This is a genomic window from Flavobacterium sp. CYK-55 (assembly GCF_018413465.1).
Taxonomy (GTDB): domain Bacteria; phylum Bacteroidota; class Bacteroidia; order Flavobacteriales; family Flavobacteriaceae; genus Flavobacterium.
In genome coordinates, this window is record NZ_JAHCDK010000001.1 from 361,295 (window position 1) to 380,598 (window position 19,304).

Genomic DNA, 19,304 nt, shown 5'->3' on the forward strand with positions numbered 1-19,304 from the left:
ATCCCGAATCAGCGGCAAAACACTACTTTTGCTCTTTAGCCGTTAATAGTGAAATGCTGAAGAAACTACTTTTGGGATGGGCGATTTTGTTTTTTTCCGGGCTTTGGGCTCAGGAAATAGAAACGCCGTATAAAGCCCGAAAAATTTTGGCTTCACGCGATACCATTGCTGTTGACAGCGTGAGTGTCAATTCGGCCTTTTTTAAATTACTCGACAAAAATCAGCGCGAAATTGACACGGCTTTTTACCACATGGATTTTGCCCAAGGAAAACTCGTTTTGAAACCCAACTTTGCCTATTTTTCTGATACGCTAACGGTGCGCTTTCTTAAATTTCCGGAATCACTCACCAAAACCTACAGTATTTACAACCAAAGTCGCGTGGTTAAAACCGAAACCGGACAATACCGTTTGTATGAAGTATCGAGCAATCCTTATAAAAAGTTCACTCCGTTTGACGGACTCAATACTTCGGGCAGCATCACGCGGGGCGTTACTGTGGGCAACAACCAAAACACGGTGGTCAACTCGAATCTAGACTTGCAAATCACCGGTAGAATTTCAGATAAAGTAAGTATTCGCGCCTCAATTCAAGACAATAATATTCCGCTGCAGAACAATGGTTATTCACAAAAAATGGATGAATTCGATCAGATTTTTGTTGAATTGTTTGGCCAGCGTTGGAGCATTCGCGCCGGCGATTTATTTTTAGAAAACCGACAATTGCGTCTGTTGAATTTTAGTAAAAAAGTACAAGGCATGGCAACGCGATTCAACTTTGGTGCGCCCGATAAAACCACTGAGGTTTTTGCCTCAGCCGGCTTGGTTCGCGGACAGTATGCCCGCAGCACTTTTGTAGGGCAAGAAGGCAATCAAGGCCCGTATAAGTTGCGCGGAAACAATGGTGAATTATACGTTTTGGTGATTTCGGGTTCCGAGCGCGTTTATGTAAATGGTATTTTGCTCAAGCGCGGCGAAAACAACGATTATGTGATTGATTACAACGCCGGCGAGGTGACTTTTACCTCGCTTTTTCCGATTACTTCTGAGATGCGCATCAATATTGAATATCAGTTTTCAGACCGAAATTACAGCCGATTGGTCACGCATTTCGGGGCCGAACACAAACGCGATGATTGGAGCATTGGCGCACAAGTATATTCAGAGAATGATTTGAAAAACCAGCCTTTGCAACAAAATCTTTCGGAGGAACAAGCGCAAATCTTGGCTCAGGCCGGAGATGATCAGAATTTGATGGTGGCGCCTTCGGCCTATGTAGACACCTTTGCCGAAAACAAGATTCTGTATGAAAAAGTAACGCAAGATGGTTTAGAAACATTTGTTCGATCAAGCAATCCCGATGCGGTTTTATACAATGTTCGGTTTACCTTTATCGGAAAGGAACAAGGTGATTACGATGTATCGAATGAAGCCGTTGGAAGAGTTTATGTTTATGTTCCGCGTCAAAACGGTCAAAAAAAAGGCAGTTATGAACCCATCATTAAACTCATAGCGCCCGTTAAATTGCAAATGGCGACGGTTTTCGGAAAATTCAATCCTTCAGAAAAAACAAGTATTGACTTTGAAACAGCCATGAGCAACAATGATGTGAATATGTTTTCATCAAAAGACGATTCAAACAACCAAGGTTCCGCCGGAAAAATTAACGCACGACAACGATTGTTTACCGGAAAATGGAAGATTGACGCGCTGAGTAATTATCAGTTTATTCAAAAAAACTTCAGAACCATTGAGCGTTTGAATTCGATTGAGTTTGACCGCGATTGGAACTTGACTTCCGCATCGGGTAATCAAGGTTTGTTCTCAGGCGGAATTTTGGCGGAATTATCGCAAAAAGGAAGTTTGGGTTATCAGTTTGAAAACCTCAACTTTTCTGAAAACTTCAACGGAAACAGGCACAGTTTAAATACCGTTTTTGCACTCAATCAATGGAACATTCAAAGCAAAAGCAGTGTCATGAACAGCAATGGCTCGTTGAGCAACTCAAAGTTTATCCGCAGCAAATCACAGCTCAAATATCACTTCAAAAAACAATGGATTGGCTCATCACTCAGGCTTGAAAACAACCAAGAAAGAGTCAAAAGCACCGGATTGTTATCGTCACTCAGCCAACGCTTTACAGAATATGGCGCTTTTGTGGGCCGCGGTGACAGCACCAAAGTTTTTGCAGAACTCGGTTTTTTACATCGAGTAAATGACAGTTTGGTAGGCAATCGATTGCAAAAAGTCAACACATCAAATACCTATTATGTCAAATCAAAACTCTTGCAAAACGAGCAGCACGATTTGGCCGTTTTTGTCAACTACCGAAATTTATCTTATGAAGATGCTACGCGCGCTGATGAGCCTTCATTGAATTCGCGCGTTTTATACAGCGGACGTTTTTTGAATCAATTCATACAAACCACGACTGCATATGAAACTGCTTCAGGAACCATTGCTCGTCAAGAATTCACTTATCTTGAAGTCGAGCCCGGACGCGGCGTTTATGCGTGGAACGATTACAACAACAACGGCATTCAGGAATTACAAGAATTTGAAATTGCACCATTTCCGGATCAAGCCAAATACATTCGGGTGTTTTTGCCGAATCAGATTTTTGAGAAGACACATCAAAATAAATTTTCATCAACCTTGACACTCAATGCATTGCAATGGCAGCAGAAAAACGGAATTAGAAAGGTTTTGTCGCATTTTTACAACCAAACTTCCTATTTGATTGACCGAAAAATCAGTCGCAACGGAAGCAATTTTGACCTCAATCCGTTTAGCGGTTCCGAAAAAGAATTACTTGGGCTAACAACATCCGTCAGAAATAGTCTTTTTTACAACCGCGGTAAGCAAAAACACTCGGTAACCTATAATTATCTCGAAAATCGTGCACGCAATTTGCTTTCGGCCGGAGCGCAAGAAAACAACAATCTATCGCATCAAATTCAGTATATGCATCTGATTCAAAAGCTTTGGCTAATGGATTTTTCTGCAAAATTAGGACGATCGACTTCAACTGCCGAGAATTATGCGGCGCGCAACTATCGCTTGCATTTGTGGCAAGTCAATCCAAAAATATCTTATTTGTTTTCAGAGAATGCCAGCTGGGATATTTTTTATGAATATCAAGACAAACGCAATGTTTTGAGCCATGTAGAAACCCTCAAACAAACACGGATCGGGACTTCATTTACTTATAACGGACTCAAAAAAATCAGTATGAACGGTGAGTTTTCACTGTATAAAAATGATTTTACGGGTGATGCGCTTTCGCCGGTGGCTTTTCAGATGCTTGAAGGATTACAGCCCGGGCAAAACACGACTTGGCGTTTGCTTTTTCAGAAAAGTTTGACCGATTATCTCGATGTCAATTTGAGTTATCAAGGTCGGAAAAGCCAAACGAGCAACACCATTCACAACGGAAGTATTCAACTCAGAGCATATTTTTAAAATGCAGTAAATTATATTCAGAAAAAAGCTACCTTTAAGACATTAATTTAACAACTAAAATCATGAGAAAATTATTTGTTTTATGCCTGATTTTGGCATTTTCGACATCAATCTTTGCGCAAGAAAAAGACAAAAAAGCCACCAAAGCCAAAACCGAAAAAGCGGTAAAAGAAAAAAAGGAAAAGGCTGAAAAAAAGAAAGAAAAAGCTGCTGAGAAAAAAGAGAAAGCAACTGAAAAAGCTGAAAAGAAAGCTGATAAAATGAAAGAGTCAGCCAAAAAAGAAACTGAGAAAGCCGAAAAAAAAGCAACCAAAGCAAAAGAAACCGCTAAAAAGGAAACTGAAAAAGCTGAGAAAAAAACAGAAAAAGTAAAAGAAGCAACTAAAAAAACGGCTGAAAAAGCAACCAAAAAAGCCGAATCAAAAGTGCGCGAAACTACTGAAAAAGCGCCCAAAACGGCTGATAAAGTAACCGGAATGTACAACGGTAAAAAAGTCTATACCGGGCCTCGCGGCGGAAGATATTACATCAACTCCAACGGAAACAAAACTTATATTTCTGACGACAAATAATCTAAAATATAATTTAAAAAGAAAAAGCCGAAGTTTTCACTTCGGCTTTTTTTGTGGAGAAGATGGGGCTCGAACCCACGACCTCTTGGCTGCCAGCCAAGCGCTCTAGCCATCTGAGCTACATCCCCAAGAATGTGATGCAAATATATAAATTAACTATTGACCGCCAAACAAAATTAATTTTAAAAAAACATGACTCTCATGGACATAAACATTGAAATATTCATTAAACTTGTAAAATTTTTCAAAAAACTCACTATTAACTACTTACTTAAACATGAAAAAAACTACTCTTTTATCTTTGATGCTTTTCCTTTCGTTTATAGGTCAAGCTCAAACCGTTGCTTCTGAGTCATTTGACGTTGCATTAGGTTGGACTTCAACAACCGTTACCAGCGATGCGGGAACTACCATTAATGCTTGGGCACGAAGAACTACCGGAGGTGCTCCTAACTGCGCTACGTTTTCAGGAGCAGGTATGGCGCGATTTAACTCATACAACATTCCTTCAGGAGGTTCAGGAAGATTGACTTCTCCGGCCATTACATTTCCTGACGGAAGATACCGTGTAAAACTAAAAATGTATCGCGACTCTGGCTATCCTACAGATGCAGACAACATCAAAGTGTATTACAACACAACCGGTGCTGCGGGCGGAACTATATTGGGAACCGTAAACCGTTCAACTCAATTAGCGCCAATTGTAGCTGCTGACGGATGGTACAGCTATACTTTTGACATTCCGGGCAACATCAGCGGAACAGGATATATTGTTATCTTGGGAACTTCAAGATACGGAAACAACATTTTTATCGATCAAATTTCAGTTGATTTGATTCAAGCCGTTGATGCTGAGACTACTGCCTTAAACATGAATGCCATTGAAACTATTGGTAACAAAACCATTAGCGGAACCATCAAAAACATGGGTACAACAGATATCAATTCATTTGATGTAAATTGGCAAATTGACAACGGTGCAATTTATACACAAAACGTTACCGGATTAACTTTAGCCGCAGGACAAACTTACAATTATTCTCATCCAAATACTTGGGATGCAACTCCAGGACTATACTCTTTAAAAGCATGGGTTTCAAACGTAAACGGAGCAGGAAACGACGGAGACTCAGCAAACGACTCTATGACCAAACAAGTGTCAGTAGCCAGCGGAAGTGTTGCTAGATTCCCGTTGTATGAGAAATTTTCAAGTGCTACTTGCGCTCCTTGTTATTCATTCAACACCACTTATTTTAATCCATTCATGAATACCGGAACCAATAGTCAAGACTTGGCTTTGATTAATTATCAAGTTAACTGGCCCGGTACAGGTGACCCATATTACACCGCTGAGATTGGTGCTCGTGTGCAATACTACGGAATTAATGCAGCTCCGACTCTTTTGGTAGATTCAAAAGAAGGCACAAACTCAAATGCTGCACTCTTGCAATCAGCTTTAAATGCTGAAAAATTAAAACCCGCTTTCTTTGGATTGAGTGCTACACACCAACTTGATTTAGAAGATTTGACCGTTAACATCAATACCATGCCTTATTTGACTGGTAATTATAAAATTCATGTGGCTGTTGTTGAGAAAGAAACAACAGGTAACGTAGCGACCAACGGCGAAACTTCATTCCACAATGTAATGATGAAAATGGTTCCTGACCCTAACGGAACTGCTGTTGATTTTACTCATGATGTAGCTACTACTCATACCTTACAAGGAAACTTAGCAGGCTTAAACATTGAAGAACTAAATGATTTAGCAGTAGTAGTTTTCATTCAAGACCAGGCTACTAAAGCCATCATGCAAGCAGCCTATTCAACTGATTTGTTGGCCAACAACACCTTCAACAAATCATTTGCTCGTATTTGGCCAAACCCTTCAACAGGAATTATCAACATCAAAACTGAAAACACTGTAACTCTTGAAATTACAGATATTACTGGTAAAGTTGTATACCCTGCAGCTCAAGTAAATGCTGGTGATTCAGTTAACTTAAGCTTCTTGCAAAAAGGAATGTACTTAGCTAAAATGACAGACTTGAATGGCAACAGCCAAGTTCAAAAAATCATGCTAAAATAATCTGAAAAACAAACACAATGAAAAAGATATTGTTTCTTAGTGTATTGTTAACTGGTGCCTTAACTCAGGCCCAGTTAACAATGACCAAACAGGACGGAACGCCAATCAGCTCTGGACAAGTTTTTGGTTTTAACGCGGCTACTTATCCCGAAGGTGAATTAGACTTTTATGTTCACAATTTATCTTCATCACCGGCCAATGTTAGAATAAACTGTTACAGCCTAATCAACACCGATGGTGTAGGATTTGAATTATGCTTTGCCAACGAATGTCTTTCATCTGTTGAAGAAGGTTCAAATTACCCGATAAACATGCCTTATTTAACTATTCCGGCAGGTGGACATAGTGGAAATGACGGCCACTTATTAAACACGGTTGTGGGTGTTGGCCCTTATCCAAAAGATTACTCTTTTAGAGCATTTCAAGTTGGAAATCCAACCAATTATGTAGATATTACTTATCGTTTTGACCCGGCCCTTTCTACAGAAGAAATCGCGCAATTAGAGCAATCAGGGGTAATTGTAAAATCAACAGTAATGCAAAACGAATTGACTTTAGACGCTTTGAAGCCTACATCATTTGAGATGTTTGATTTAACTGGAAAAATCGTTTTGAAAGCAGATTTAAAACACGAAGTAAAAAGCTTCAATGTTGGCCATTTACCCGCCGGAATGTATGTATTAAAATTTGTTGATGACTATGGAAATCGCTCCTCGCAAAAAGTAATGAAAAACTAATTTTCAAAAAAAATTAATCAAGGTCTGCCCATAAGCAGGCCTTTTTTATTGAAATGAATTGATCCAATCTTGTACCAACTGAATTCCTTCGCGGTGCTGAACTGTCCTGCCCAAAGCCGGCATGATGTAGAACAAATCTGTCGTGGTTTCAAGGCGGTAATATAAAATAGATTGTGCCGGATTGTTCGGATAAACAATGCGTCCGTTATAACCAGGTAAGTGATGTTGAGCGGGCATTCCCACACCCATATTGTATGGGTTTTCGGTATTCTTGAATTCAAATCGCAATCCAAATTCTTGAGCTTCGCCTTGATCTTTGTGGCAATGCGCGCAATTGGCATCAAAATAAGACCGAATACGCAAATTGAGTGGTTGGCTGGCATCGTTATAATTCACCACAGAAGCAATCTGCGCCGGCAAGGTCGTGTTTAAATAGCCTTTTGACACCCATTCGTCCAATTGATTGCGGGTGCCATTAGTGTAAGTGAAATTACTGTTGAGATTTTGCGGTTTAATGCCAATGGGAATGTTTTTATGGGTTACGATGTTTCCGTGGCAACGCGCACAATCAACCGTCGTTGAAGGTGTTTTGTAGGTAAATTGTATGTTTTCTGAACCTTGTTGAATATTCAGTATTCGCGTAGTACTCAAGGTTTGCAGCACCGCATCGGTTTGCTCATCGTTCCAAACATACTCAGCAAAAATCCAACCATCACTTTTGCGAATCATCAAACGCGTTTCAATGATTTTGGTCGTTAAATCGGGTAATAAATTATTGTAGTAAAACACCTTGACTAGCACTGCGCCTAAGGGCAAATCGAACACATCTGAATCGCTCACATAAGTTGCCTTTGTGTTTTTAGGCATCCAAACAAATCGCTTTTTTTGGGCATAATCAGAAAACAATTCGCTTGTGGGTTTGTAAGGCAACAGACCATAAACCGGCTCTAAATTTTTGATGTCGCCTTTAAAAAATTGATAATCCGACAACTTTGGATATGGAACTAGAGATAAATCGCATTGCACCGGCGACACTTGCGGAACCTCGGTGTAATCATCATCTGTGGACGAACAAGAAAAAAGGATTGTTGAAAAAAGCAATAATATTCCGCTTGATGCCCAAGTTGATTTCATGTTTTAAAATGAAGTATTAAACGACAATGATACGCCTGAATTCTCATCCACAAATCTACAAACTCCGCCCACACAGACCAATCCGCCGCGCTGACGACCGTAATTCAGTGCCAAACGTGTTGACTTTTTTCGGAAAGAACCGCCCACATTATAGTAGTGATTTCGGTAGTAATCTAAATCATTTCCGTAGTTGTACAAATCATAGGCATACACTGTAAACTTTGCATTGATATTAAACTCAAGTGTGGCAGCAGCCCAGTTTTTTCGATCGTAATCAGCCCACATATGTTCGCCCATAAAACGAACCGAACGCGTGCCTGCAAATTTATATGTAGCCTCAGTACCCACTATATGTGTGTTGATGATACCATCAGCATCACCAATGTATTTCTTGTTGTAATATTGGTTGATGTAACTAAAACCCGTGAGCCATTTTTGATTGACTTTCTTGGTGATTTCAAGACTGTAATCTGTGTACATTCTTTTGCCAAATCCGAAGAAATCAGTTTTGTAATCTTGGGGCAAATTGATGTAATAAGTTCCGCTGAGCGCGTTCCAATTTGAGCAATTAAACGCGACTTTGGTTCCGTATTTTCCGCCCAATTGGGTTCCTTTTTTAAAATCGTAAAACAAATCAATCTGGCCGCCAATTTCACCTGCTTTGACAAAATTAGATCCGGCCAAAAGCACATTGGGTTGCGCCTGATAAACATAAATATTGGCTAAATTATAATGGTGTTGTTTGGTCAAACTCGGCACATAATTCATGATGCGATCATTGAATGTATTGCCTTTGGCCGCTCGCTCAGAAAAAAAGCTCATGTTTTCTAAACGTCTAAAAGTAGCATCAATTCCAAAGCCTTTTTGAGAGAATCCGGTATTGATCAAAAGTGCACTTCCGGGTTTGATGAGTCGATTGTCAATTTGTTCGGGCGCTTGCACCACAGCATCGGGCGATTTATAATCATACTCAGCCGAAAAATAAACTGATTCGTGTGACAAACTAATTCGGCTGCCTATTCCGTGGGTTAAATTATCAAAATTAGGATGGGCGATGTTGGTTTTTTCGTATCGCCAAATATAATCGCTGCCAAAACTCAAACTTGTGGTTTTCCAACCCAACAAATCTGATACAGAAAAATCAAAGTTGCCGCCAAAAATTTTAGATTCTGCCACATCAAATCCGGTGCGTTGCTGACCGTAAATTCCTTTAAAAGTAAGCGCTTTTGTTGGTTTGAAAATGATACGGCCTCCGCGTAAAGCATTGTTGATTCCGAGTGCGCGGTCTTCCCAACTTCTAAAAAGCAAGCCACTGCCAAACTGTTCGTAAAAATAACCGGCTGTTAAATCAATTTTTTCGCCTTTGTACTGCACGAAATAAGTAGCAATGTTGGTTTGGTTGTATTTAGGATTCATATTGAGCAATGCGTTCTGCTCATATGCCTCTGCTTGAATTCCGAAAACCCATTTTTGGTATTTATAGTTGGCAAACAAATAACTGTTGCTGCGAATAGGGTCTTCAGGATGAACTGTGGGATTGTTGTATTCATTCTTGAGACCTGTATCGTTTAAATACCATTGTGCGTTGGTTTCAAAGCCTCCGCTAAAACTTCCTTTGGATTCGTTTTTTTGTTGTGCTTTTGCTGAAAAAGTTACCGCTGTCAAAGCCATCCACAAAGCAATTGTATTTTTTTTCATGGTTTAAAGCGTCTTGAGTTTGGCCAGTAATTCTGTTTCGCTTCCGGGCACATAACCGTTTTGGATATGCATAATTTGACCATTTTTGACCACTACGGTGTAAGGAATATTGACAATGGTCAGGGCGCGCTTGAGTTCTTGATTGCTGTCGAGTAATACCTGATAACTCCAACCTTTACCGTTGATAAGTGGTTTGACTCGCTTTTGCGTGCGGGCATCATCAGTAGCCACAGCAATCACTTCAAGATTGACTTCTTTTTTCCAGTCGTCAATTACGTCACTCAGCTCGTCGAGTTCGTTGATACAGGGCGCACACCAAGTAGCCCAGAATGAAAACACATAAATTTTGTCTTTCTCGGCAAAATCATTTTTAACAGACATCATTTTGCCATCTAAATTAGCCAATGATATTTCGGGCATCGGAGTTTGTGCATTTGCCAATAAGCCAAAAAACAACAAGAATAAGGTGAGTTTTTTCATCATAATTGAGATAATTGCTACAAATAAATAAATAATCCGACGAATACTAAAAGAAATTTCATTTTATTTGTACATCAAAAACCAACACCTTGATTTGCTATGAAATTATGGGCTTTGAGTCTGCTTTCGGCTTCAGTATTATCAGTGATTTCGTGCCAGAAAACAGAAATAATTGAGATCAAACCTGACACTACTTCTTTGGCGCCGCCAGTATCAGGCTATTTTCAAAAAAACGTTTTGATTGAAGATTACACCGGAACTTGGTGTGGCAATTGTACGCGCGTAGCTTGGGCGATTGAAGAAACCAAAGATGCTTCAAACAATGTAGTTTCAGTAGCCATCCACAACGGCAATGACCCCTATCACTACGCCGAAATCGAACCACTCAAAAACCTTGTTTTCCCGGGAGTTAATAGTTTAGCCTTACCGCTTTCAAGACTAAACAGAAAAACCGTTTGGACCTTTCCTGAAACTTCCAATATCCAACAAGCTATTGATTTAACCAGCAACAATACCACTTTAGGTCTGGCCATGAGTTCAACAGTGGCAAACGGTCAAATAGATTTAGAAGTACGCACCCGGTTTTTAGAAGACTACAGCAACCTTAAGTTGGTCGTTTATTTACTTGAAGATCATTTGTTGTACAACCAACGTAATTATATTACTGAACTATATGGTGGTTTGCCGGTGATTCCAAATTTTGAACACAACCACGTACTCAGGGCTTCATTGACCAATATTGTAGGTGAACCTTTAGAAGGAACAAACCGAAACGCAACCGTCATCCGAAATTTTAGTATTCCGGTTCCAGGCAATATTGCCAACGCAAACAACATCAGTTTTGTGGCTTTTGTTACCGACGCCAACAATGCAGCGCTCAATGCCCGAGCATCTGTGGCCAACGAAGATCAAAACTTCCAAGAAAATCCATAAAATTAAAGTTGCTTCGGCAGCTTTTTTTGTTTTTGCGCTGAATTGACGTCATGGTTTTCTTTTTGAAATCAAATCTGTCTCAATTAAAACCTTATTTTTGTGCGGTAAAATGCGCGTATGAATACCATTAGAATCACCAAACAATTTAGTTTTGAAACCGGTCATGCACTCTTTGGCTATGACGGAAAATGCAAAAACGTTCACGGCCACAGTTATAAATTGTCGGTTACGGTGATTGGCCATCCTATTACAGATACTTCAAACGTAAAATACGGAATGGTGATTGACTTTTCAGATTTAAAAAAAATTGTCAAAGAAGAAATTGTCGATTTGTTTGATCACGCTACTGTTTTTAACCAAAACACGCCTCATATTGAACTCGCTGCAGAACTCAAACAGCGTGGACACCACGTTATTTTGGTTGACTATCAGCCTACCAGCGAAAATATGGTGATTGATTTTGCACAAAAAATCCAAAGTCGATTACCTGAGAACATCGCTTTGTTTTCATTAAAACTTCAGGAAACCGAATCGTCTTATGCCGAATGGTATGCCTCTGACAATTTATAAAGATGAACCTCGCTCCCAGCCAAAAAGTATATTTCGCTTCTGACCAACACTTTGGTGCGCCCACGCGCGCGCTGAGTTTGCCCAGAGAACAGAAATTCTTGCGCTGGCTGGATGAAATAAAACAAGATGCTGCCGTGCTTTTTTTGGTCGGCGATTTGTTTGATTTTTGGTTCGAATATCAAACCGTTGTGCCCAAAGGCTTTGTGCGCATCCTCGGGAAATTGGCCGAAATGCGCGACAGCGGCATCGAAATTTACTTTTTTGTAGGCAACCACGATTTGTGGATGGACGATTATTTTGAGCAAGAATTGGGTATTCCGGTGTATCGCGACAACCGCGAATTTAAGTTCAATTCAAAACGTTTCCTCATCGGTCACGGCGACGGAAAAGGCCCAGGCGACAAAGGATACAAACGCATGAAAAAAGTATTCACGCATCCGGTTTCTAAATGGTTGTATCGTTGGTTGCATCCGGATATCGGCGTAAAACTGGCGCAATATTTATCGGTTAAAAACAAACTCATTTCAGGTGAAGCCGATGTGACGTTTTTAGGCGAAGAAAACGAATGGCTCATTCAATATGCCAAACGCAAACTCCAAGACGAGCACTACGATTATTTAGTTTTTGGCCACCGTCATTTACCGATGCAAATCAATGTTAGTGAGCATGCTCAATACATCAATCTCGGTGACTGGATTGGTTATTTTACGTATGGCGTGTTTGACGGCGAACAATTCGAACTCAAAAAATTCGAATCAATCGAGTGATTCTTCACTTCGGTGAATATCCAATTTTCTAAACGACGGCGACAACCAACCGGTTAAGGTAACGGTGAGCAAAGTCATGGTTCCGCCAAAAATCACGGCCGGAACAGTTCCCATCAATTTTGCGGTTAGTCCGCTTTCAAAAGCGCCGAGTTCGTTAGATGATCCCACAAAAATCGAATTGACCGAAGCTACGCGACCGCGCATATGATCGGGCGTTTGCATTTGCAAAATAGTTTGGCGAATGACCACTGAAACACCGTCAAAAATTCCGCTGAAAAACATCGCCAAAACCGAAACCCAAAACCAGCGCGAAAGCCCAAAAACAATGATGCAAACCCCAAATAAGAAAACCGCCGAAAGCAATTTCATCCCGGCATTTTTATTCATTGGAATGTAAGCCGCCAACACCATCGTAATGAATGAACCTACAGCCGGGGCAGCGCGCAACAAACCAAAGCCTTCAGATCCAACTTTGAGAATGTCTTGCGCAAAAATGGGTAAAAGCGCCATCGCACCGCCAAAAAGCACGGCAATCATATCCAACGAAATAGCACTGAGTATTGTTTTATTTCCGAATACAAAACGCACACCTTCTTGAAGGCTTTGCATCATAGGTTCGCCAATTTTCGGGTTGAGAATGGGTTTTTTTTCTATGCGTGAAAGCAACAACAATGCGCTGACAGCCAAAACCAAAATCAAACACATTGACCAATGAATTCCGATGATGCCAATGGCAAAACCGCCCACCGCCGGACCGGAAACTGCGGCTATTTGCCAAACTGAACTGCTCCAAGTAGATGCGTTCGGATATGTTTTTTTAGGAACCAAAAGCGCCATCAGCGAAAAAACCGTCGGCGTGATAAACGAACGAACCAATCCGCCCAGAAAAACCAGTGCATAAACCGTATACAAAACAGTGCTTACGGTCAGCGATTTTTGAATTTCGGGCAACGTAATCAAGAACATGCCCAAACTCACCAGTGAAAAACCCGCGATGCATTTGGCCAGCAAACCTTTTTTTTCACTTTGATCAACGATATGCCCGGCAAAAAGCGCCATGCTAACGGCCGGAATAATTTCCATAAGACCAATCACACCGAGTGAAAGCGGATCTTTGGTCAAACTATACACTTGCCATTCAATAACAACAAATTGCATGGTCCAGGCAAACACCAAGGCAAAACGCATGAGTAAAAACCAATTAAACTCGGGGTGCCGAAGCGCTTCATACGGATCGTTATTCTTCATGTTTGATATCTTTGATGCGCAACTGCAAACTCACTTGTCCGTTGAACTCATTTTCGTCAATGCAATATACCGCTTGAAACGGTTGTTTGTTTTCTGTCAGCGGAAGTTTTTCACCCAAACCAAAGCCCACCGCACCAAAAGCAGGCGAACCATTTTGTTTGACAAACATACGTAAATGGCTTTCATCACGGCCAATTTTCTTGGCTTGACCGCTATCAGTCAGTGAACGGCTCAAAAAAACGGGGGTTCTGTTTTGCGGACCAAACGGTTCAAACTGCTGTAAAATCCTGAACAATTTTGGCGTTATCTCATCTAGATTGATTTCTAAATCAACTTCTATTTCAGGTTCGCGCATTTCAGGCAAAATCGTTTTTTGAACCTCAGACTCAAAGGCTTCTTTAAAAGCTTCGTAATTTTCTTCAAGCAATGTCATTCCGGCGGCATACATATGACCTCCAAATTGCTCGAGATGTGCGCTACAAGCTTCAAGCGCCTGGTATAAATCGAAGTCTTTAACCGAGCGCGCCGAGGCAGCCAATTTGTCACCGCTTTGCGTAAAAACAATCGTCGGGCGGTAATAGGTTTCGGTAAGTCGTGAAGCTACAATCCCAATAACACCCTTGTGCCAATTGGGGTTATATACAACCGATGTGTACTTGTCTTGTTCTTGATTCTGCTCAATTTGCAACAAGGCTTCTGCGGTGATTTGCTGATCGAGTTCTTTGCGGTCAGCGTTGTGTTTTTCAATTTCAGAAGCAAAAAACTCGGCTTGATCTATATCGTATTCTGTGAGTAAAGCTACGGCTTCATTGCCGTGTTTGATGCGCCCCGCCGCATTGATTCTGGGCGCTATAACAAAAACGACATCGGTAATGGTGAGTTTCTTTTTTTTGAGATTTTGCGTCATGGCTTTGATGCCCGGTCGCGGATGACTGTTGATGACTTCTAAACCCAATTTGGCCAAAATACGGTTCTCATCTGTCATCGGAACAATATCAGCCGCAATAGCCGTTGCTACCAAATCTAAATAAGGTCTGAGTTCTTGAACCGATTCGCCTTGTTGCTGTGCTAAAGCTTGCACGAGTTTAAAGCCAACGCCACAACCGCATAATTCATCATACGGATAGGTGCAATCTTCGCGCTTGGGGTTGAGCACCGCCACCGCTTTGGGGATTTCAGCACCGGGTTTGTGGTGATCGCAAATAATAAAATCAATGTTGCGCTCAGCAGCGTATGCCACATGATCAATCGATTTAATTCCGCAATCGAGTGCAATAATCAACGAACAATCATTGTCATCAGCATAATCAATTCCTTGGTAAGAAATACCATAACCTTCAGCGTACCGATCCGGAATATAAGTATCTACAAGGGTTGTTCGGGTTTTAAGATAAGACGACATCAGCGCTACCGCGGTGGTTCCGTCAACATCGTAATCGCCAAAAACCAAGATGTTTTCTCCGGATTCAATAGCGCGTTCCATGCGAGCCACGGCCAAATCCATATCTTTCATCAAAAAAGGATCGTGCAAATCTGACCAATCGGGTCTAAAAAATACTCGGGCTTGTTCGTAGGTTTGAATGCCGCGTTGCAACAAGAGCGTTGCGGTAATCGTGTCAACATTGAGAGCCGACTTAAGGGCTTCAATTTGTTTGGGTTCGGGTGGGTTTTGAAGTGTCCAGCGCATAAAAATTTTGTTTGGTTGATATGTAATTTTAAAATTAGATCAAAGTTAGAAAAAAAACACCGTCAGAATAGCCCGCAGCACAATTCGAATTTGAAAAATAATTCGTTACTTCGGGTCAAATTATTACTCTATGCAAATTCAAGGTCAAATTGTCGATATAAAAGCACGCCGCATTTTTAGTGGTATGGTTACGGTTGAAAACGGGAAAATAACTGCTGTTGAACCGCAAAATCATTCGGTTCAAAATTTCATCATGCCCGGTTTTGTCGATGCTCATATTCATATTGAAAGTTCGATGTTGGTACCTTCAGAATTTGCGCGTTTGGCCGTTTTACACGGAACCGTAGCAACGATTTCAGATCCGCATGAGATTGCCAATGTTTTGGGCATTGAAGGCGTGCATTATATGATTGAAAACGGACAGAAAGTACCGCTTAAATTTCACTTTGGCGCTCCGTCGTGTGTTCCGGCTACGGCTTTTGAAACCGCTGGAGCCACCATTGATGCAGACGGAATCAAAGAACTCATGGCGCATCCGGAGATTTATTACTTGGCCGAGATGATGAACTATCCGGGCGTTTTATTTGACGACCCAGAAGTACTCAAAAAAATAGAGTGGGCCAAACATTTCAACAAGCCTATTGACGGACATGCTCCGGGTTTACGCGGTGAGGCCGTTCAGAAATACATCGCCGCGGGCATCAGTACCGATCACGAGTGTTTTACGTATGACGAGGCGCTCGAGAAATTACAACGCGGCATGAAAGTGCTGGTGCGCGAAGGCAGCGCGGCCAAGAATTTTGAAGCGCTGATTGATTTGCTTCCGGAGCATTATGAAAACATGATGTTTTGTTCAGATGACAAACATCCGGATGATTTAATCGTGAGCCACATCAATGCTTTGTGCGCCAGAGCCGTGGCCAAAGGCATGGATTTATATCAAGTTTTACAGGCTGCTTGCCTGAATCCGGTGGCACATTACAACATGAACGTTGGTGTGTTGCGAGCGGGTGATCCGGCCGATTTTATTGTGGTGGAAGATTTAAAAAACTTCCGCGTTTTGCAAACCTATATTGATGGGCGTTTGGTAGCCGATGGCGGAAAATCGCTCATTGAGCCGATTGCTTTTGACACACCCAACAACTTTAATACTTCGCCCAAAAAAGCCGAAGATTTTGCGCTGACCGCTACCTCAGATTCCATCAGAGTGATTGAGGCTTTAGACGGGCAGCTCATTACCAATGAAATCATTTGCAAATCAAGAGTGGTGAGCGGAAAACATGAAATTGACATATCAAATGACTTGCTCAAAATAACCGTAGTCAACCGATATCAAAACGCAGCACCTGCGGTGGCTTTTATCAAAAACTTCGGGCTTAAAAAAGGCGCCATTGCCAGTTCGGTAGCGCATGATTGTCATAACATTGTGGCAGTGGGCACTTCAGACGAAGAAATTTGTCGCGCCGTGAATACTTTGATTCAAAATACGGGCGGTGTTTGTGCCGTTGACGGTGAAAAAGTTTTGTCATTGGCTTTGCCGGTGGCCGGAATCATGAGCGATCAAGACGGCTGGGAAACCGGACGTTTGTATCAAGAAATTGATGCGATGGCCAAAGAACTCGGCAGCGGTTTGCGTGCGCCTTTTATGACGCTTTCTTTTATGGCTTTGCTGGTGATTCCGGATTTGAAACTTTCTGACTTGGGTTTATTCAGCGGAAAACAATTTGTCTTTACCGGATTAGATGTAGCGTAAACGCTTTTGCGTGAGGGATGGTAGCTTTGTTTGAGCTCTTGAGGGCCGGATGATTTTGCTATGCCGAAAAAGTTTTGCGCCCGAAAAGCGAGTGCGTACAGCCCGACCCGCAGGGGCACGCCCTAAGATTTTTTACCCGCAACACACATAACGATTTCGCCTTTGGGCGGTTTGGCCTCGAAATGTTTGAGTACTTCTTGAGCCGTTCCGCGCAGGTTTTCTTCGTGCAGTTTAGACAATTCGCGCGACACGCAAAGCAGTCGGTCGGGGCCAAAATACTGAACCACCTCAGCCAAAGTTTTAATGAGTTTGTGTGGTGACACATAGAAAATCATGGTACGCGTTTCTTCGGCGAGTGCTAAATAACGCGTTTGTCGGCCTTTTTTCTCAGGCAAAAATCCTTCAAAAACAAAACGATCATTGGGAAGCGCGCTGTTGACCAGTGCCGGAACAAAAGCTGTGGCGCCGGGTAAACATTCAACGGCTATGCCTTGCTCAACACAGGCGCGCGTGAGCAAAAAGCCCGGATCAGAAATGGCCGGAGTGCCCGCATCTGAAATCAGCGCAATGGTTTGTCCGGATTGTAAACGCGTAACGATTTGCTCAACGGTTTTGTGCTCGTTGTGCATGTGGTGGCTGTGCATTTGGGTAGAAATGTCAAAATGCTTGAGGAGTTTTCCGCTGGTTCGTGTGTCTTCGGCCAAAATCAAATCGGCTTCTTGAAGCACGCGAATGGCGCGAAAAGTCATGTCTTCAAGATTGCCGATGGGTGTCGGAACGATGTAGAGTTTTGACATAAAATGCAGGTTTTAAAACACAAATGCACGAACTTTTGGTGAATCATTCGTGCATTTTGCGATATATTTTCTTTGGTTTATGAGAATCTTTTTTCGACAATTTCCATAAAGCGTTCGGCGTATTCGTCTTTGCCTTCCCAGTTGTTATAATCGGGTTTGACCATGTTGTCGATAAAATCTTTGGCATCGGCAAAAGTGTCAAAGGTCATGAGTTGCGAGAGCACGCGGTTGTAATCTTCACTGCTGTTGGCAAACAAATGATTCATAAACGCAATGCGATCGTTGAGCCCGATGATGATGCCTTTAGATAAACGATCGTTGAGTGATTGTCCTTCTTTGTTGATGGAAATCACCGGTGCATCGCTGTTATAACTGCGACTGATCGGAATTACCGACGACGGATCTGAAGCAAGCGGCGCTTCTTTGGCCAAATCTTCGGGTTTGACAAAAACCGGATCAGCATAATTCGGACCGAGTAAATCGTCTAATGTAATCTGTTGCGAAGCGCTTTTAGTTTCTGATTTAATTTCAGGCTCTGGAGCTTCATCTTTGATGTCAAAAGTCAATTCAAAAGCAGGTTTGAAAGCATTATCTTCTTGAGGTGTTTCTTGTGCTTCAATAGAATCTCCGATGGTTTCTTCAATTAGTTCATCTGAGTCTTCAGATTGCTCTTCAAAAGATTCGTCTTGAATTTCATCATCTTCAAGATCATCTGATTCTAGATGAAAAACGATTTTTTGTTCGTCAACCTCCGGTTCAGGTTCTTCAGCTGTCTTTTCTTCAGTTTCAGTATCCGGAGTTTCTTCATGTGCTGTTTCATCTGTCAATTCTGATTCGGCTTCAACCTCATCTTGATTTGAATCTTGGGTTTGTTCAACCGAAAGTTCGATGGTAACTTCTTCAGGTTCTTCTGCAATTGGCTCCGGAGTTGATTCAGCGACCGTTTCTAATTCAGGCTCAGGGGCAACTTCTGAAGCTTCAGGCACAACAACTTCGGGTTCAAAAACGGTTTCGGCTTGCAGTTTTTCTTCAACTTCAGTCAAACCAATGGTAGGTTTAACATCCGAGAAATGTTCTTCGGCAAAGCGCAAAACGGTGAGCTTTTCATACAGATTGCGGGTTTCCTGATGCAGTTGATTGAGGTCGGATTTGTTCTTGAGCTTTAAAATTCGGTGTGCAATGCTTATCAACTCGGCTTCCAGCTGTTTTTTCATAACTTTTTGGGTCCTTTTTGAAGAAGGTTAGTTTTATTTGAAGGGTTCGTTAGGTTGAGATTAAATTGTCAAGGGCAAAGCAATTTTTGATAAATTTTTCTACATTTGACAGCGGTGTAAATATACTAATTTTCGATTGGTATATGTATCATGTAAAGTAAAAA

General features: G+C 41.6%; 15 protein-coding genes and 1 tRNA gene. 8 read left to right on the forward strand and 8 right to left on the reverse strand.

Annotated features, from left to right (window positions below; translation table 11 throughout):
* Positions 1 to 53 precede the first annotated feature (53 nt).
* Complete coding sequence (locus tag KIH23_RS01620; RefSeq protein ID WP_213210904.1) at positions 54 to 3,461, forward strand: hypothetical protein; 3,408 nt, start codon at positions 54 to 56, stop codon at positions 3,459 to 3,461.
* A gap of 62 nt (positions 3,462 to 3,523) precedes the next feature.
* A complete protein-coding gene (locus KIH23_RS01625; protein ID WP_213210905.1) occupies positions 3,524 to 4,033 on the forward strand; it encodes a hypothetical protein in 510 nt (169 codons plus the stop codon).
* Between the two features lie 54 nt (positions 4,034 to 4,087).
* On the opposite strand, the gene KIH23_RS01630 is transcribed toward KIH23_RS01625, so the two are convergent.
* A tRNA-Ala gene (locus KIH23_RS01630) sits at positions 4,088 to 4,161 on the reverse strand.
* A gap of 149 nt (positions 4,162 to 4,310) precedes the next feature.
* Here KIH23_RS01630 and KIH23_RS01635 point away from each other — a divergent pair.
* Both KIH23_RS01635 and KIH23_RS01640 read left to right on the forward strand, forming a co-directional pair.
* Entirely contained in the window at positions 4,311 to 6,122 is a 1,812-nt protein-coding gene (locus KIH23_RS01635) for a T9SS-dependent choice-of-anchor J family protein (protein WP_213210906.1), read from the forward strand.
* Between the two features lie 17 nt (positions 6,123 to 6,139).
* Positions 6,140 to 6,859 carry a T9SS type A sorting domain-containing protein gene (locus KIH23_RS01640; RefSeq protein ID WP_213210907.1) on the forward strand — a complete coding sequence of 240 codons (720 nt, stop codon included), beginning with the start codon at positions 6,140 to 6,142 and terminating at the stop codon, positions 6,857 to 6,859.
* Between the two features lie 45 nt (positions 6,860 to 6,904).
* Here the strand turns inward: KIH23_RS01640 and KIH23_RS01645 are convergent, their stop codons facing one another.
* Genes KIH23_RS01645 through KIH23_RS01655 form a run of 3 tightly spaced genes read right to left on the reverse strand, consistent with a single transcriptional unit; the run spans position 6,905 to position 10,174 of the window.
* Entirely contained in the window at positions 6,905 to 7,993 is a 1,089-nt protein-coding gene (locus KIH23_RS01645) for a hypothetical protein (protein ID WP_213210908.1), read from the reverse strand.
* A 3-nt stretch (positions 7,994 to 7,996) separates the two neighbouring features.
* Positions 7,997 to 9,691: a DUF6029 family protein gene (locus tag KIH23_RS01650; RefSeq protein ID WP_213210909.1), complete on the reverse strand. Its 1,695-nt coding sequence runs from the start codon at positions 9,689 to 9,691 to the stop codon at positions 7,997 to 7,999.
* A 3-nt stretch (positions 9,692 to 9,694) separates the two neighbouring features.
* A complete protein-coding gene (locus KIH23_RS01655; RefSeq protein WP_317197015.1) occupies positions 9,695 to 10,174 on the reverse strand; it encodes a TlpA disulfide reductase family protein in 480 nt (159 codons plus the stop codon).
* Between the two features lie 96 nt (positions 10,175 to 10,270).
* Here KIH23_RS01655 and KIH23_RS01660 point away from each other — a divergent pair, with 96 nt between their 5' ends.
* The 3 genes from KIH23_RS01660 to KIH23_RS01670 all read left to right on the forward strand — a co-directional run bounded on the left by KIH23_RS01660 (position 10,271) and on the right by KIH23_RS01670 (position 12,441).
* The gene (locus KIH23_RS01660; protein ID WP_213210910.1) at positions 10,271 to 11,104 is read left to right on the forward strand and encodes an Omp28-related outer membrane protein; all 834 of its coding nucleotides are present in this window, start codon (positions 10,271 to 10,273) and stop codon (positions 11,102 to 11,104) included.
* A 117-nt stretch (positions 11,105 to 11,221) separates the two neighbouring features.
* Complete coding sequence (locus KIH23_RS01665) at positions 11,222 to 11,674, forward strand: 6-pyruvoyl trahydropterin synthase family protein (RefSeq protein WP_213210911.1); 453 nt, start codon at positions 11,222 to 11,224, stop codon at positions 11,672 to 11,674.
* Between the two features lie 2 nt (positions 11,675 to 11,676).
* A complete protein-coding gene (locus tag KIH23_RS01670; RefSeq protein ID WP_213210912.1) occupies positions 11,677 to 12,441 on the forward strand; it encodes a UDP-2,3-diacylglucosamine diphosphatase in 765 nt (254 codons plus the stop codon).
* Here KIH23_RS01670 and KIH23_RS01675 read toward each other — a convergent pair.
* Positions 12,430 to 13,689, reverse strand: coding sequence for an MFS transporter (locus KIH23_RS01675; protein ID WP_213210913.1), 1,260 nt, complete (start codon positions 13,687 to 13,689; stop codon positions 12,430 to 12,432). The two genes, KIH23_RS01670 and KIH23_RS01675, sit on opposite strands and share 12 nt — an antisense overlap.
* The gene (gene recJ, locus KIH23_RS01680; protein WP_213210914.1) at positions 13,679 to 15,376 is read right to left on the reverse strand and encodes a single-stranded-DNA-specific exonuclease RecJ; all 1,698 of its coding nucleotides are present in this window, start codon (positions 15,374 to 15,376) and stop codon (positions 13,679 to 13,681) included. The genes KIH23_RS01675 and recJ overlap by 11 nt, the downstream gene beginning before the upstream one ends.
* Before the next feature lie 130 nt (positions 15,377 to 15,506).
* Here recJ and ade point away from each other — a divergent pair, with 130 nt between their 5' ends.
* Positions 15,507 to 17,129: an adenine deaminase gene (gene ade, locus KIH23_RS01685; RefSeq protein ID WP_213210915.1), complete on the forward strand. Its 1,623-nt coding sequence runs from the start codon at positions 15,507 to 15,509 to the stop codon at positions 17,127 to 17,129.
* 122 nt (positions 17,130 to 17,251) lie between these two features.
* Here the strand turns inward: ade and rsmI are convergent, their stop codons facing one another.
* Together rsmI and KIH23_RS01695 are read right to left on the reverse strand one after the other, a co-directional pair.
* Entirely contained in the window at positions 17,252 to 17,926 is a 675-nt protein-coding gene (rsmI, locus tag KIH23_RS01690) for a 16S rRNA (cytidine(1402)-2'-O)-methyltransferase (protein ID WP_213210916.1), read from the reverse strand.
* Positions 17,927 to 18,003: 77 nt separating this feature from the next.
* A complete protein-coding gene (locus KIH23_RS01695; protein WP_213210917.1) occupies positions 18,004 to 19,140 on the reverse strand; it encodes a hypothetical protein in 1,137 nt (378 codons plus the stop codon).
* Positions 19,141 to 19,304: the final 164 nt, after the last annotated feature.

Excerpts from the sequence above, each read along its gene's own strand:
- KIH23_RS01620 (WP_213210904.1), top strand. The coding sequence starts at position 54 with ATGCTGAAGAAACTACTTTTGGGATGGGCGATTTTGTTTTTTTCCGGG.
- KIH23_RS01625 (WP_213210905.1), top strand. The coding sequence starts at position 3,524 with ATGAGAAAATTATTTGTTTTATGCCTGATTTTGGCATTTTCGACATCA.
- KIH23_RS01635 (WP_213210906.1), top strand. The coding sequence starts at position 4,311 with ATGAAAAAAACTACTCTTTTATCTTTGATGCTTTTCCTTTCGTTTATA.
- KIH23_RS01640 (WP_213210907.1), top strand. The coding sequence starts at position 6,140 with ATGAAAAAGATATTGTTTCTTAGTGTATTGTTAACTGGTGCCTTAACT.
- KIH23_RS01645 (WP_213210908.1), bottom strand. The coding sequence starts at position 7,993 with ATGAAATCAACTTGGGCATCAAGCGGAATATTATTGCTTTTTTCAACA.
- KIH23_RS01650 (WP_213210909.1), bottom strand. The coding sequence starts at position 9,691 with ATGAAAAAAAATACAATTGCTTTGTGGATGGCTTTGACAGCGGTAACT.
- KIH23_RS01655 (WP_317197015.1), bottom strand. The coding sequence starts at position 10,174 with ATGATGAAAAAACTCACCTTATTCTTGTTGTTTTTTGGCTTATTGGCA.
- KIH23_RS01660 (WP_213210910.1), top strand. The coding sequence starts at position 10,271 with ATGAAATTATGGGCTTTGAGTCTGCTTTCGGCTTCAGTATTATCAGTG.
- KIH23_RS01665 (WP_213210911.1), top strand. The coding sequence starts at position 11,222 with ATGAATACCATTAGAATCACCAAACAATTTAGTTTTGAAACCGGTCAT.
- KIH23_RS01670 (WP_213210912.1), top strand. The coding sequence starts at position 11,677 with ATGAACCTCGCTCCCAGCCAAAAAGTATATTTCGCTTCTGACCAACAC.
- KIH23_RS01675 (WP_213210913.1), bottom strand. The coding sequence starts at position 13,689 with ATGAAGAATAACGATCCGTATGAAGCGCTTCGGCACCCCGAGTTTAAT.
- recJ (WP_213210914.1), bottom strand. The coding sequence starts at position 15,376 with ATGCGCTGGACACTTCAAAACCCACCCGAACCCAAACAAATTGAAGCC.
- ade (WP_213210915.1), top strand. The coding sequence starts at position 15,507 with ATGCAAATTCAAGGTCAAATTGTCGATATAAAAGCACGCCGCATTTTT.
- rsmI (WP_213210916.1), bottom strand. The coding sequence starts at position 17,926 with ATGTCAAAACTCTACATCGTTCCGACACCCATCGGCAATCTTGAAGAC.
- KIH23_RS01695 (WP_213210917.1), bottom strand. The coding sequence starts at position 19,140 with ATGAAAAAACAGCTGGAAGCCGAGTTGATAAGCATTGCACACCGAATT.